Genomic DNA, 13,701 nt, shown 5'->3' with positions numbered 1-13,701 from the left:
GGGCCAACGCCGAGCGCTGTCGCGGGATTCCCCACGGACTCGCAGGGGCTTGACACACGACGGGTCAGGACATCGATCGGAGGGGATGACGGGAATCGAACCCGCACCATCAGTTTGGAAGACTGAGGCTCTACCATTGAGCTACATCCCCGAGCGCCCGCACGCGGGCACCCGATCATGGTACACGTCGGCAGGCCCGTGGTCGTGCACGGCGACCGGCCGGTGCGTCCGTCGCGAGCCCGTTCGCCGTCTGTGCGTCAACGCAGCGCCGCGATGCTCCGGAACACGCCGCGGGCCACGCGCATCTGCCGTTCGTACGTCGCGGCGATCGCGATCAGCAGTGCACCGGCGATCCCGAGCCACAGCCACCACCAGACCGCCTCGTAGAGGCGCGTGATCCACGGCCAGAGCTGCGCGACGGCGTGGACGAGCAGCACGCCGCCACCCAGGAGCAGCGGCGCCTGGAGCCGGAACGCCGCGCCGGCGACGACGGCCACGACCGCGGCCACCCCGAGCGCGACGAGGCGCCAGAGCACCGGATCGGTCCAGTCCGCGATGAGCGCGGGGACGAGCAGCACCGCGAGCCCGGGTCCGAGCGTCGGCCAGCTGCCGTGGTCGGGCGAACGACGAAGGCGGATGGCCCCGGCCGCGACGAGCGTCGCGCCGATCGGCACGGTCACCAGGTCGAACGGATCGACCGCGCCCGAGGTGATCGCGAGCCCGCCGGCGATGACGGCCACGGCCAGGCTGGTCCAGCCGAGCACGGGCCCGGCGAACGGGCGCGCCCGGACGGCCGTGCTGACGACGTGCGCGGCCCCGACGACGAGCAGGAGCACCAGGGCTCGCGTGTCGGCATCCACGCCGCCGGCGATCGCCAGGGTGGTCGGCACCGCGGCTGCGGCCAGTGACGCCGCGAGCGCCGCCTCGGCGGCGACGGTCGGCTCCACCCGGTCCCGAACCCACAGCAGGCTCGCCACGAGTCCGATCGACAGGGCGATCACCGGCCAGAACTCGACCGGGAGGTCGCCCGGGCGACCGGTGGCGATGGCCGACCCCCGGACGAGCGCCGCGCCCGTCGCGGCCACCCATCCGGTGCCCACGACGAGCATGCGGATGGGGACGCCGCGCACCAGGTCGGGTGCGAAGCTCCCGGCGATCACGAGCACGGCGCCCGCCGCGACGAGCACGAGCGTGCGCAGTTCGGACCCGCCCGAGAGGGCCACGCTCGGCAGGACGGCCACCGCCGCCGCCGCCGCGAGGAGCGCCGTCCGCCCCGCAGCCGTCGAGTCGGGGACGGTGCGCCTCCAGGTCAGCAGTCCCGCCGTCACCAGGAGGCCGGCCGCGAGCGGCAGCGTGTACGGCTCGACGTCGTCGATGCCGCGATCGCCCGTCCACGCCCAGACGGTCCCGACGCCGAGCACGAGCGATCCCCACGACGCGTTCACCGCGGGCGAACGACCCGCGATCGGATCCCCGAACAGCGTGGCGATGAGCACGGGAACGGGTGTCAGCAGCAGGAGGACCAACCAAGCCTCGCCGGAGGGCACGGATCCCGACAGGCCGACGACCGTCGCCGCCATCGCGACCACACCGATCGTGCCGCCCCAGACGCGTCGCACGAGCTGATCCGCCGCGAGCGCGAGCGGCGCGACGCCGGCGGCCGCGAGGATCGCGGCGGCGAGCCCGATCGCGACGTTGCCGTCCTCGAGGTCCGCGCTGATCCCCGCACCCGCGAAGACGGCGGCGAGCGGGACGCCCCCGGCGAACAGCACGCGCATGGGCGGGAGATCCGAGCGGACCCAGACGAGTCCGACGACGGCGAGGGCGATCGCCGGCGCCCAGGCCCACGGCGTGGAGAAGGTCACGGCGAGCCAGGTCGTCCCGATCATCGCCCCGGTGAACGACGCGGCGGCGGCCGTCAGTCGATCGTCCTCCGGCAGCCGGCGCGCGACGACGAGGAGGCCGAGTGCGAGCGTCGCGACCGCGGCGGAGAGGAACGCGGGTTGGTCCCAGGGCGTCGGGATCGCCATGCCGTCGGCTTCGGCCCGACTCGGGAAGGCGACCGTGGCCAGCAGGGCGACGAGCGCTGCGGCGATCACGTGCAGGATCCGCGTGGTCGGCGCCGCCACCCGTGACACACGATCGGCGAGCACCCGACCCGCGATCGAGATCGCGAACACGGCCGGAACCACCCACCACCAGAGGCTCGTCGCGGCGTGCGCGAGCCCCCAGGCGAGCACGGCCGCCGGGATCCCACCCGCCGCGAGCACCGGCGTCGCGCCGGTGACGCGCCGAACCGCCGGGATCGCCGCGGCCGACAGCGCGGCGGCGGCGACGACGAGGAGCGCGGTCGTCGCCGCGGCCACCGTCGGCATGAGCACGGAGGCGGCGAGTGCGGTCGCGAGTCCCGTGGCGATCGCCGTTGCGACGAAGCGCCGCAGGCGACCCGCCAGGGCGAGCACGCCCACCAGCGCGAGGGTCGCGATGCCGAGCGCGAGCACCGCACCTCCCGCCTCGTCGGGCAGGTCCCGCGGCGCGGTCGCACCGAGTTCGCCCATGCCCATCGCCTCCGACGTGAGGGTGCCGAGGCCCCCCAGCGCGACCACCAGCGCCGGAAGCGTCGCGACGACCGCGACCGCGGAGGCGGTGAGGAGTGCGGGGAGTGCGTTGCGGCGCGCTGCGCGGATCCTCATCGCCGCCGCGATGGCGCAGGCCACGAGTGCCGCGAGCCCGGGCGCGAGCCAGATGGACGTCGCGGTCTCCCGGTCGAGTGCGATGCCGAGGACGAATGCGAGCGGGACGCTCAGGCCGATGGCGACGGACGAGAGCACGCGCCATCCACCGGGGCCGGTCACGGATGACGGCAGCGAGAGGAGGACGACGACCCAGACGCCTGCGACCGCGAGGAAGGACCACATCGTGCCGAGTCCGACGGTGGGGAGCGCCCACGCGGCGGCCGCGAGGGCGATGCCGCCGCCGGCGAAGCCGAACGTGCGGACGATGGTCCGCTCGGCCTCGGGCCGGATGAACCGGGATGCGGTGCCGACGAGGGCGAGCGCCAGCCCGCCGAGCCACAGCCCGGTAGCGCCCTCGTCGTCGTGTGCGATGGCGTAGGCGCCGACGAACGCGCCCGCCGGTGCGAGCGCCGACGCCGCGAGCCTCGGGAGACGCAGGCGGCTGACGATCCCCGCGCCGGCGAGGACCGCCGCGACGACGAGCAGGGCCACGCCCCAGTAGGCGGCGGCGTCGACGCGGTCGGCCCCGAAGAGGCCGTTGGCCTGGACGATCCACGCGTCGAGGACGAGCAGGACCGCGCCGACGGCGGACACGCCCTCGGCCGTGCCGGGGAGGCGTCGGGCGCGGAGGAACCAGGCGAGGACGAGGACGATCACGCTCACGACGGCGGTGATGAGCGAGCGCAACTCGAGGTCGGCGACGACGAACGCGAAGAAGAGGAAGACCATCGCCGCGACCGAGAGCAGCACGACCCCGAGGGTGAGGAGCAGCAGTTGGACCCCGGAACGGCGGGGAGCCGCCGGGGGCATGGCGATCGGTTCCGCAACGGGGTCGGAGCCGTCGGGGATGGGCGGCGCCGGCGACGGCAGCGGCGGGGCGGCCACCGGAGGCACCGCGATCGGCACCTCGATAGAGGACACGGCGCCGGTCGTCGGGGTCGCCGGGGTCGCAGTCGTCGGCACGGCCTGCTCCGCGCGCATGCGCGTGATGATCGACTGCCGATCGGCCTCGGCCTCGCGCACGCGCACGCCCGCGGCGAGGAGGTCGCTCGCCGCCGCCACGTCGAGCCGGAGCCCGCAGACGTCGCAGGCGGCTCCGAGGAGGCGCGAGAAGCACGCGGGGCAGAGGGTCGTGTCGGCGAACCGGGCGGGATCGTCCGGCCATCGACGCAGGTCGGGCGCGGCGGGGCGCGACGGGTCGGTCATGGCCACACTCTGGCACCGGGAGGGAACCGGGCACCATAGGGACCGCACTGAGCGTGTTCTCCACAGGTCTCGCGGGCGGGTCGGGCCGGCGCTTCGGGCGCACCACGCCTCGTGCAGTAGACTTTCCCGGGTCCATTCCGCGCTACGTCGTGCTTCGGCGCGCCGACGCGCAGGACCGGCGAGTCAAGCCGGCGACTCGGGGCGTAGCTCAGCTTGGCTAGAGCGCCCGCTTTGGGAGCGGGAGGTCGCAGGTTCGAATCCTGTCGCCCCGACGAGTCGCATCGGCTCGACCACGTACTTCCACCAAACAGGAGAAACTTCCCCATGCCGACCACTTCGGTTGAGAAGCTGAGCCCGACGCGCGCCAAGCTCACCATCTCGGTGACGCCCGAGGAGCTGAAGCCCAGCATCGCCCACGCCTACGAGCACATCGCCGAGCAGATCAACGTTCCCGGCTTCCGCAAGGGCAAGGTGCCCGCGCCCGTCATCGACCAGCGCGTCGGCAAGGCCGCCGTCCTCGAGCACGCGGTCAACGAGGGTCTCGACAGCTTCTACCGCGCCGCCGTCACCGAGCACGAGCTGCGCCCGCTCGGCCGCCCGTCGGCCGACATCGTCGAGTGGCCGAACGAGAAGGACTTCTCCGGCGACCTGCTCCTCTCGATCGAGGTCGACGTCCGCCCCGAGATCGAGCTGCCCGAGTACGCGGGCCTCGAGGTGACCGTGGACTCGGTCGAGGTCGCCGACGACGAGGTCACCGCAGAGCTCGAGCGCCTCCGCAGCCGGTTCGGCACGCTGATCACGGTCGACCGCCCGGCGAAGACGGGCGACTTCGTGACGCTCGACCTCGTCGCGAAGATCGAGGAGGCCGAGGTCGACACCGCCAGCGGCGTGTCGTACGAGCTGGGCTCCGGCGAACTGCTCGAGGGCATCGACGAGGCGCTCGACTCGCTGACCGCCGGTGAGACCACCACCTTCTCGTCGAAGCTGCTCGGCGGCGACCACGAGGGCGAGACCGCCGAGATCACCGTCACCGTCACCGCGGTCAAGGAGCGCGAGCTCCCGGAGGCCGACGACGACTTCGCCCAGATCGCGAGCGAGTTCGACACGCTCGACGAGCTGACCGCGAGCCTCAAGGACCAGGTGGCGAAGAACAAGTCGTTCGGCCAGGGCACGCAGGCCCGCGACCTGCTCGTCGACAAGCTCCTCGAGCTCGTCGAGGTCCCGGTCGCCGACAGCGTCATCGAGGACGAGGTGCACCGCCACCTCGAGTCCGAGGGTCGCCTGGAAGACGATGAGCACCGCGCCGAGGTGACCGAGGCCAGCACGAAGGCCTTCAAGACCCAGATCGTGCTCGACGCGATCGCCGAGGCCGAGAAGGTCCAGGTCAGCCAGGAGGAGCTCACGCAGTACCTCGTGCAGGGCGCCGCGCAGTACGGCATGGACCCGAACGAGTTCGTGCAGGTCCTGAGCCAGAACGGCCAGATCCCGGCGATGGTCGGCGAGGTCGCGCGCAACAAGGCGCTCGCGATCGCGCTGGGCAAGGCGAAGGTCGCGGATGCCGCGGGCAACGCGGTCGACCTGTCGGAGTTCACCGCCGTCGCGGGCGACGACGAGGCCGCCGAGGAGGCGACGACCGACGCCGCTGCCGGGGAGACTCCGGCCGAGGAGGCTCCCGCCGAGGAGGCTCCCGCCGAGGAGAAGAAGCCGGCGCGCAAGCGCACCGCCAAGAAGGCCGACGCCGAGTAGTCGGCGGTCGAGGCGAGCGGGGTCGGGCAGCACTGCCCGGCCCCGTCGTCGTCTTCCGGCGGAGTCGGAGCGATCGAGGGAACGAGGACGAGTGGTGGACGATTGGCAGCGACGGGTCGACGAGGTCTGGGGCGCGGCATCCGAGCTGGGGGAGCACGGGGTGATCGAGCGGATCGACGCACTCGCCGCCGAGCTTCCCGACGACGACCCTCGCGGGCCGTTCGAGGCGGCAGGCGCCCGCGACTCGGCCGGGCTCGAGGAGGAGGCCGAGCCGCGCTACCGCCGCGCGCTCGAGCTCGGGCTGTCGGGGCGCGCCAGGGTCGAGGCGCACATCCAGCTCGCCTCGACGGTCCGCAACCTCGGCCGCCCTGCCGAGTCCCTCGCCCTGCTCGACGAGGTGGCGGACGACGCGGGCGACCTCGCCGACGCCGTGGCGGCGTTCCGCGCGCTCGCGCTCGCCTCGAGGGGTGAGGCGGATGCCGCGGCATCCGTCGCCCTCGTCGCCCTCGCCCCGCACCTGACGCAGTACCGCCGCGCGGTCGACGCCTACGCGCGCGATCTCGTCGCGCGAGCGCAGGAGGGCCGGCGGCCCGGCGCCTGACGCGCCTCGCCGCGGCGCGGCATCCGCCGACGGCGAACAGCCCGGTTCCCGCGTGTTGCACCGGATAGATTCGAGACCAACGAAGCAACGGAACGGAGCGAAATCCATGGCCGAACCGACACTGCAGCCCAGTGTGTTCGATCGACTGCTGAAGGACCGCATCATCTGGCTCGGCTCCGAGGTGCGCGACGACAACGCGAACGAGATCGCCGCGAAGCTGCTGCTCCTCGCCGCCGAGGACCCGAAGAAGGACATCTACCTCTACATCAACTCGCCCGGCGGCTCGATCACGGCGGGCATGGCGATCTACGACACCATGCAGTTCGTCCCGAACGACATCGTCACGGTCGGCATCGGCATGGCGGCCTCCATGGGGCAGCTGCTCCTCACGGCCGGAACGAAGGGCAAGCGCTACATCACCCCGAACGCGCGGGTGCTGCTGCACCAGCCGCACGGCGGGTTCGGCGGCACCGCGAGCGACATCCAGACGCAGGCGCAGCTGATCCTCGACATGAAGAAGCGACTCGCCGAGATCACGGCGGCGCAGACCGGCAAGACCGTCGAGCAGATCAACGCCGACGGCGACCGCGACCGCTGGTTCAACGCGCAGGAGGCGCTCGAGTACGGCTTCGTCGACCACATCCGCGAGTCGGCGCTCGACGTCTCGGGCGGCGGCGGGACCGACCAGGCTGCGTAGGAAGAGAGAGACAGTGAGCATGAACATCCCCGCCTTCGGCGGCACCGCCTTCTCGGGTGGTCGGCAGGCCCCGGGCTCGCGCTACATCCTGCCGAGCTTCGAGGAGCGCACGGCGTACGGCTACAAGCGCCAGGACCCCTACGCGAAGCTGTTCGAGGACCGCATCATCTTCCTCGGCGTGCAGGTCGACGACGCGTCGGCCGACGACATCATGGCGCAGCTGCTGGTGCTGGAGTCGATGGACCCCGACCGCGACATCATGATGTACATCAACTCGCCGGGTGGATCGTTCACCGCGATGACGGCGATCTACGACACGATGCAGTACATCCGGCCGCAGATCCAGACGGTCGTGCTCGGGCAGGCCGCGTCGGCCGCGGCCGTGATCGCCGCGGCGGGCACGCCGGGCCGTCGCCTCGCGCTTCCGAACGCGCGCGTGCTGATCCACCAGCCCGCGATGGGCGAGGCCGGGCACGGCCAGGCCTCCGACATCGAGATCCAGGCGGCGGAGATCCTGCGGATGCGCACGTGGCTCGAGGAGACGCTCTCGCGGCACTCGAACCGCACGATCGAGCAGGTGAACGCCGACATCGACCGCGACAAGATCCTCTCGGCCGAGGAGGCGCACGAGTACGGCCTCATCGACCAGGTGCTCTCGTCGCGCAAGACGCTGCCGGCGCTGAGCCGCTGACCCTGAGCGACCGACGAGGGGCGGGTGCGGATGACGCATCCGCCCCTCGTCGTGTCGTTTCCGCCAAACCGCGGCGGATCGGCCCCGGGCGCCCCACGTCCGGCTAGGCTCGGAGCAGACTCGGTTCGAGGGAGGAAGCGATGGCACGCATCGGGGAGAGTGCTGACCTCTTGAAGTGCTCCTTCTGCGGCAAGAGCCAGAAGCAGGTGCAGCAGCTCATCGCCGGTCCCGGCGTGTACATCTGCGACGAGTGCGTCGAACTGTGCAACGAGATCATCGAGGAGCGTCTCGCCGAGGCCGGGGAGCCCGAGTCGGGCGAGTTCGAACTGCCGAAGCCGAAGGAGATCTTCTCCTTCCTGGAGGAGTACGTCATCGGGCAGGACGCGGCCAAGCGCGCCCTCGCCGTCGCGGTCTACAACCACTACAAGCGCGTCCGCGCGAAGGCCGCGATCACGCCCGCCGACCGCGCGCACGACGACGTCGAGATCGCGAAGTCGAACATCCTGCTCATCGGCCCGACGGGGTGCGGCAAGACCTATCTCGCGCAGACGCTCGCGAAGCAGCTCAACGTGCCCTTCGCGGTGGCCGATGCCACGGCCCTGACCGAAGCCGGGTACGTCGGCGAAGACGTCGAGAACATCCTCCTGAAGCTCATCCAGGCCGCCGACTACGACGTCAAGCGCGCCGAGACGGGCATCATCTACATCGACGAGGTCGACAAGATCGCGCGAAAGGCCGAGAATCCCTCGATCACACGCGACGTGTCGGGCGAGGGCGTGCAGCAGGCGCTGCTGAAGATCCTCGAGGGCACGGTCGCCTCCGTCCCTCCGCAGGGCGGGCGCAAGCACCCCCACCAGGAGTTCATCCAGATCGACACGACGAACGTCCTCTTCATCGTCGCCGGCGCGTTCGCCGGCCTCGAGGAGATCATCTCCTCGCGCGCGGGCAAGCGCGGCATCGGCTTCGGGGCCCCGTTGCACTCCAAGCAGGACGAAGCCGAGCTCTTCAGCGAGGTCCTTCCGGAGGACCTGCACAAGTTCGGCCTGATCCCGGAGTTCATCGGCCGCCTGCCCGTCGTCGCGACGGTGACCCCGCTCGACCGCGCCGCGCTCATGGAGATCCTCACCGAACCGCGCAACGCGCTCGTCAAGCAGTACCAGCGGATGTTCGAGCTCGACGGCGTGCAGCTCGACTTCGACCACGCCGCTCTCGAGGCGATCGCCGACCTGGCGGTGCTGCGTCAGACCGGCGCCCGCGGTCTGCGCGCCATCATGGAGGAGGTGCTCGGGCCGATCATGTTCGAGGTGCCGTCCTCGACCGGGGTCGCCCGGGTGGTCGTCACGAAGGAGACGGTCATCGACAACGCCGCCCCGACCATCGTGCCCTCGAAGCCGCGCCGGGCCGAGAAGTCGGCCTGACCCGCCGGTCCCGGGACCGGGCAGGCGAACTGCGGCCGCACCGGCGCTCTCGCCGGAGCGGATCGGTTCAGTCGAACACCCGCAGCACGTGCCAGTGCGTGCCGTCGTGGCCGACGTCGAACACGTGCGTCTCGCCCTCGGGGCTGCTCGCCTGGAAGCGCCATCCGGTGATCGCCAGCGGCGCGCGCCCCGCGCCCGTATCGCTTCCCGCGAACGCGAGCCACCAGTCCGCCGGCCCGACGAGCGGCGTGGGCATGTCGTCGACCCGGAAGCGGCGAGCGCGCCACACGAGCCGCTCGGGAGCGCCCGAGGCGCTCGTCCACACTTCCGCCGGTTCCGTCGTCCGCTGCATCCCGACCTCCGACATTCGAAACTCTGTTCGAATGGTAGCACCGGTGGCCGAGTGACGGAACGGCTCGAGCCGGCCCGTTCGGGGATGCCGGGACCCGTCGCCGACCGGGGTCGGCCGCCCGAGGCTCCGCGCCCCGCGCGTGCGTCTCGTGGACTACGCCAGGTCGTCGTCGCTGCGGGCGCCGAAGACGATCTCGTCCCAACTCGGCATGGCGGCGCGACCCTTCTTCTGGCGGGTCGACTGGCCGGGCTTCCCGCCCCACAGCGCCCGCGCCGCGGCGCCGGCACGCTGCTGGGCCTCGTCCGACTCGGCCTCGGCCTCCGGGGCCGTTCGATGCTCGGCATCCGCCCGCGGCGATGCCGCCTCCGGGGTCGCGTCCGGCGATTCCGGGGCCACGGGCGCCTGGACCGTCGCGATCCGCTCCGGCACCGGGCCCGTCTCGCGCTCGCCGCGCCGTCGGCGGAGCGCCTCCAGCAGGTCGGCCGTCTCGCCCGTCGGCGGTGCCGGCTCGTCGGCTCGCTTGATCGCGGCGCGAGCGACGGCGGCGCTCGAGGCGGCGCCCGTCGCCGACGCGCCGGGCGCGGTCGGGGCGGACGTCGGTCGGGCGACCAAGAGCTCCGGCTGCGGAGCGGTGTCGTCGTCCGCGGTGTCGCCGACGTCGAACGTGAACGCGCCGCTGTCGAAGCGGGAGGCGTCGTCCGACGCGGAGACCGCGCGCAGTCGCGGGATCATCCCGCCGCGCACCTCGCCCTGCTTCGAGAGCGTCGTCGCATCCGCGTTCTGGGGGTGCAGCGCCTGCTTGCGGGGCTCGAAGGACCATCTCGCGTCGTGGTCGATGCCGTCCGCCGTGAACTCGAGCTTGACCATCCAGCCACGCTCCTCGTCCTTCCAGCTGGCCCAGCGCTCGCCGTGAGCGCCGAGGCCGGCGAGGCGCTCGCGCACCATCGAGCCGAACGACGTCGGTTCGTCGCCCTCGGCGACCTCGCCGTGGGTCGGGACGGCCAGCGCCGAGGTGACCATGTGTTCGCGCTCGGCGATCACGGGTCCCTCGAATCGCCGGATGTACTCCACCGACGCGCCGGTGAGCTCGGCGACCTCCTCGGCCGACAGGCCGGAGCGGATGTGCGCCTGCACCTCGCGCGGGGAGAGCTTCGGTCCGGTGTGCGTCTCGGGCACCGCCTGGCGGATCCGCGACTGCAGCACTTCGTCGACCTCGATCCGGAATCGCGCGCCCTCGTCGGAGGCCGCGATGAGGGCGCCGCTCTCGACCCCGATCACCTTGAGTTCCTGCATGGCGAGAAGCCCTTCCGTGCCCTTGATCTCCGCCCAAGGATGCCACGCGGGTTCCGGTCGCGCTGGGAATACGCCGGGCGTGCCGTGAGTTGTGCATTCCGACGGTTCGGACGGCCGACGGATGGTTTGCTTACGCACTTGATTTCGTGCAGACTATGGCCGCCGAATCCTCGGCAACGGAAAAAGGATGGGAATGGCAACGGATTACGACGCGCCGCGGAAGACCGAAGACGACTCGGAGTCGATCGAGGCCCTCAAGGAGCGCGTGCCCGACAAGATGTCGGGAAGCGTCGACGTCGAGGACGCCGACAACCCCGGCAGCTTCGACCTGGCGGGAGCCGACCTGTCCGACGTCGAGCTCGACGTCGTCGTGCTGCCGCCGCAGGCGGACGAGTTCACCTGCGTCAGCTGCTTCCTCGTGAAGCACCGCTCGCAGATCGACCACGAGACCAAGCTCGGGCCGATCTGCCTGGAGTGCGCCGCCTAGGCAGGCTCCCCACCGACACGAGGCCGTCGCGATCCGTTGATCGCGGCGGCCATTTCGTGCGGATGCCGCGTCGAGACGAGCCAGTACGGCGCCGGGTCCGCGGCATCCTCGATCGGCACTCGCACGACGTCGCGGATCCAGCCGCGGATCACGAGGAACGCCCGCGCGTCGAGGCCCGTGCCGCGCTCGGTCCGGGCGGCCTCGCCCTCGGCGGCGAAGGCCCGCCCGGTGAGCTCGAGCGGGACCACGGCGCGTCCCGCGCGGAGCCGGCCGTCGGCGACCTCGATCACCGGCGAGGTGAGCGTCAGCGAGCCCGCGACCGCGACGTAGAGGATCACGCCTGTGACGATCCCGGCGGGCAGCGACACCGGCGCGAGCACGAGGATGCTCGCGGGCACGAGCAGGAGGCTGATGAGGTAGATCCAGGGCGTCGGCCAGAGCCGTTCGCGGTAGTCGGGCATGGAACTATCAGACCAGACTTCTGCACTACCCTCGAACGGTGACCGATTCCGTCGATGTGCTGATCACGGCCGACCACGTCCCCTCCTACGCCCATCCGGGCGATGCCGGGGCCGACCTCCACGCCGCCGAGTCCGTGGTACTCGAGCCGGGGGAGCGCGCCACCGTGGGCACGGGCGTCGCGATCGCGCTGCCCGACGGCTACGTCGCCTTCGTGGTGCCGCGGTCGGGGCTGGCGTTCAAGCACGGCCTCACGATCGTGAACGCGCCCGGCACCGTCGACGCCGGCTACCGGGGCGAGATCAAGGTCGCACTGCTGAACACCGACGCCCGCGAGGCGTACCGGATCGAAGCCGGCGACCGCATCGCCCAGCTGGTGGTCATGCCGGTCAGCCGAGCGCGTTTCGTCGAGGTCGAGAAGCTGCCCGGGAGCCTTCGCGGCGAGGGAGGATTCGGGTCCACCGGATTCGGGGCGAACCAGTCAGGAGCACACGCGTGAGCGACATCGAGAACATCGACGACATCCCCGTCGACCACCCCAAGTCCGCGCCGGAGGACCGCGCGACGAACGGCCCCCTGGACGAGGCCGAGGCCAACCCGGTCCGCCCGTACGTCGACCTCGGCGGCGTCAAGGTCCTGCCCCGCGAGGGGCTGCACCTCCGCCTCGAGGTCGAGGAGGGCACGAAGCGCGTCGTCGCGGTCGGCCTCGACTACGCCAACTCGACGCTGCAGGTCCAGCCCTTCTCGGCTCCCCGCTCGAGCGGCCTCTGGCACGAGATCCGCGGCCAGATCGCCGACCAGATCGCGCGGCAGGGCGGCACCACGCAGGTCCGCGAGGGCACGTTCGGCCCAGAGCTGCTCGCGCAGATCCCCGTCACGACGGCCGACGGGCAGGCCGGCCAGATGCGACTCGCGCGCTTCATCGGCGTCGACGGTCCGCGCTGGTTCCTGCGCGGCGTGATCGCGGGCGAGGCTGCGGCCGACCCCGTGGCCGCCGCGAAGATCGAGGACCTGTTCCGCTCAATCGTCGTCGTGCGCGGCAACACGCCCATGCCGCCGCGCGACCTGATCCCGCTGCGGATGCCGGCGCCGTCCTCGGGCGGTCAGCCCGCGTGAGCGAGGACCACGCCGCGGACGACGCGGACCGGGTTCGGCCCGACTCGGCGGGGCGCTCGAACGGCGAGACGGATGACGCGGCCGGCGAGTTCGGACGCCAGGTCGCCGCGGCCGCCGAGAAGTCCGGCCTCGGCCGGATCGCGCGCGACGAGACCCTGACCCCGGCCGACCTCGTCGGGGCGCTCGGCGGCATCCGGGGTCTCGCCGAGGCGATCCTGCCCGGCCTCGTCTTCCTCGTCGTCTACACGTTCACGCGCGAGCTCGGCTGGGCGCTCGGGGCCTCGCTCGGTCTCGCGGTGGTGTTCACCGCGGTTCGCCTCTTCGCGCGGAGCCAGCCGACGCAGGCGATCGCCGGGCTCATCGGCGTCGCGGCATCCGCTGCACTCTCGCTCTGGACGGGTCGGGCCGAGGACAACTACGTCATCGGCTTCTACACGAATGCGGCGTACGCCGTCGCCATCCTCATCTCGTTGCTCGTGCGATGGCCGCTCGTCGGCCTCGTCGTCGGCTTCCTGATGGGCGACGGCACCGCATGGCGCGGCGAGCGTCGGAAGTACCGGGCCCTGCAGTTCCTGACCGTCGTCTGGCTCGGCATGTTCGTCGCACGCCTGCTGGTGCAGGTGCCGTTCTACTACGCGGGCAACGTCGAGGCGCTCGGCGCGACGCGGCTGCTCATGGGCGTGCCGCTGTACGCGCTGCTGCTGGTGTTCTCGTGGTTGGTCGTGCGCGCGGTGTACCCCGCGAAGCGCGCCGCCGAGTGATACAGTTATCTCGACATCAAGATAAATCACGGGTGCGGCCGGCGGCCTGTCGGCCGGTGACGCGGTTGGGCTAGCCTTGCTGGGGCGGGCCCCGGCGAACCTCGGCGGGTGACGCCGGAAGGGCCGCGTCCGCGGCATC

The 13,701-nt window shown here is 72.0% G+C and carries 13 protein-coding genes and 2 tRNA genes; 10 read left to right on the top strand and 5 right to left on the bottom strand.

Annotation, left to right across the window (positions count from 1 at the left end; translation table 11 throughout):
- Positions 1–80 precede the first annotated feature (80 nt).
- Positions 81–151: transfer RNA gene (locus GLX25_RS15000), tRNA-Gly, on the bottom strand.
- A gap of 106 nt (positions 152–257) precedes the next feature.
- The gene (locus GLX25_RS14995) at positions 258–3,941 is read right to left on the bottom strand and encodes an SCO7613 C-terminal domain-containing membrane protein (RefSeq protein ID WP_155843333.1); all 3,684 of its coding nucleotides are present in this window, start codon (positions 3,939–3,941) and stop codon (positions 258–260) included.
- Positions 3,942–4,138: 197 nt separating this feature from the next.
- On the opposite strand from GLX25_RS14995, the gene GLX25_RS14990 reads away from it, so the two are divergent.
- From GLX25_RS14990 to clpX, 6 genes are all read left to right on the top strand, one after another.
- Positions 4,139–4,213, top strand: a tRNA-Pro gene (locus tag GLX25_RS14990).
- Positions 4,214–4,265: 52 nt separating this feature from the next.
- On the top strand, positions 4,266–5,687 hold the full coding sequence (gene tig, locus GLX25_RS18960; protein WP_155843331.1) for a trigger factor: 1,422 nt from the start codon (positions 4,266–4,268) through the stop codon (positions 5,685–5,687).
- A 94-nt stretch (positions 5,688–5,781) separates the two neighbouring features.
- Positions 5,782–6,288: a tetratricopeptide repeat protein gene (locus GLX25_RS18955; RefSeq protein WP_166548874.1), complete on the top strand. Its 507-nt coding sequence runs from the start codon at positions 5,782–5,784 to the stop codon at positions 6,286–6,288.
- Positions 6,289–6,352: 64 nt separating this feature from the next.
- Positions 6,353–6,985, top strand: coding sequence for an ATP-dependent Clp protease proteolytic subunit (locus tag GLX25_RS14975; protein ID WP_271192402.1), 633 nt, complete (start codon positions 6,353–6,355; stop codon positions 6,983–6,985).
- 19 nt (positions 6,986–7,004) lie between these two features.
- Positions 7,005–7,676, top strand: a complete 672-nt coding sequence (locus GLX25_RS14970) for an ATP-dependent Clp protease proteolytic subunit (protein ID WP_155843329.1) — start codon at positions 7,005–7,007, stop codon at positions 7,674–7,676.
- A gap of 140 nt (positions 7,677–7,816) precedes the next feature.
- A complete protein-coding gene (gene clpX / locus GLX25_RS14965; RefSeq protein ID WP_155843327.1) occupies positions 7,817–9,094 on the top strand; it encodes an ATP-dependent Clp protease ATP-binding subunit ClpX in 1,278 nt (425 codons plus the stop codon).
- 67 nt (positions 9,095–9,161) lie between these two features.
- On the opposite strand, the gene GLX25_RS14960 is transcribed toward clpX, so the two are convergent.
- Positions 9,162–9,446, bottom strand: a complete 285-nt coding sequence (locus tag GLX25_RS14960) for a hypothetical protein (protein WP_155843325.1) — start codon at positions 9,444–9,446, stop codon at positions 9,162–9,164.
- Between the two features lie 153 nt (positions 9,447–9,599).
- Entirely contained in the window at positions 9,600–10,739 is a 1,140-nt protein-coding gene (gene sepH, locus GLX25_RS14955) for a septation protein SepH (RefSeq protein ID WP_155843323.1), read from the bottom strand.
- 193 nt (positions 10,740–10,932) lie between these two features.
- Between sepH and GLX25_RS14950 the strand changes: the two genes are divergently transcribed.
- Positions 10,933–11,226 carry a DUF4193 domain-containing protein gene (locus GLX25_RS14950; protein ID WP_129233012.1) on the top strand — a complete coding sequence of 98 codons (294 nt, stop codon included), beginning with the start codon at positions 10,933–10,935 and terminating at the stop codon, positions 11,224–11,226.
- On the opposite strand, the gene GLX25_RS14945 is transcribed toward GLX25_RS14950, so the two are convergent.
- Complete coding sequence (locus tag GLX25_RS14945; protein ID WP_155843321.1) at positions 11,223–11,687, bottom strand: DUF3093 domain-containing protein; 465 nt, start codon at positions 11,685–11,687, stop codon at positions 11,223–11,225. The two genes, GLX25_RS14950 and GLX25_RS14945, sit on opposite strands and share 4 nt — an antisense overlap.
- Positions 11,688–11,725: 38 nt before the next feature.
- On the opposite strand from GLX25_RS14945, the gene dut reads away from it, so the two are divergent.
- Genes dut through GLX25_RS14930 form a run of 3 tightly spaced genes read left to right on the top strand, consistent with a single transcriptional unit; the run spans position 11,726 to position 13,562 of the window.
- Positions 11,726–12,184 carry a dUTP diphosphatase gene (dut, locus tag GLX25_RS14940; protein WP_166548873.1) on the top strand — a complete coding sequence of 153 codons (459 nt, stop codon included), beginning with the start codon at positions 11,726–11,728 and terminating at the stop codon, positions 12,182–12,184.
- A complete protein-coding gene (locus GLX25_RS14935) occupies positions 12,181–12,801 on the top strand; it encodes a DUF3710 domain-containing protein (RefSeq protein WP_166548872.1) in 621 nt (206 codons plus the stop codon). Before dut ends, GLX25_RS14935 begins: the two co-directional genes overlap by 4 nt.
- Positions 12,798–13,562: a DUF3159 domain-containing protein gene (locus GLX25_RS14930; RefSeq protein WP_166548871.1), complete on the top strand. Its 765-nt coding sequence runs from the start codon at positions 12,798–12,800 to the stop codon at positions 13,560–13,562. Before GLX25_RS14935 ends, GLX25_RS14930 begins: the two co-directional genes overlap by 4 nt.
- Positions 13,563–13,701 lie beyond the last annotated feature (139 nt).

The sequence above is a fragment of the Agromyces luteolus genome (assembly GCF_009729855.1).
GTDB lineage: Bacteria > Actinomycetota > Actinomycetes > Actinomycetales > Microbacteriaceae > Agromyces > Agromyces luteolus.
The sequence above is the reverse complement of the archived record's forward strand: the minus strand, read 5'-3'. Positions and strand labels throughout refer to the sequence as shown.

Excerpts from the sequence above, each read along its gene's own strand:
- GLX25_RS14950 (WP_129233012.1), top strand. The coding sequence starts at position 10,933 with ATGGCAACGGATTACGACGCGCCGCGGAAGACCGAAGACGACTCGGAG.
- GLX25_RS14945 (WP_155843321.1), bottom strand. The coding sequence starts at position 11,687 with ATGCCCGACTACCGCGAACGGCTCTGGCCGACGCCCTGGATCTACCTC.
- GLX25_RS14970 (WP_155843329.1), top strand. The coding sequence starts at position 7,005 with ATGAACATCCCCGCCTTCGGCGGCACCGCCTTCTCGGGTGGTCGGCAG.
- sepH (WP_155843323.1), bottom strand. The coding sequence starts at position 10,739 with ATGCAGGAACTCAAGGTGATCGGGGTCGAGAGCGGCGCCCTCATCGCG.
- clpX (WP_155843327.1), top strand. The coding sequence starts at position 7,817 with ATGGCACGCATCGGGGAGAGTGCTGACCTCTTGAAGTGCTCCTTCTGC.
- GLX25_RS14960 (WP_155843325.1), bottom strand. The coding sequence starts at position 9,446 with ATGCAGCGGACGACGGAACCGGCGGAAGTGTGGACGAGCGCCTCGGGC.
- tig (WP_155843331.1), top strand. The coding sequence starts at position 4,266 with ATGCCGACCACTTCGGTTGAGAAGCTGAGCCCGACGCGCGCCAAGCTC.
- GLX25_RS14995 (WP_155843333.1), bottom strand. The coding sequence starts at position 3,941 with ATGACCGACCCGTCGCGCCCCGCCGCGCCCGACCTGCGTCGATGGCCG.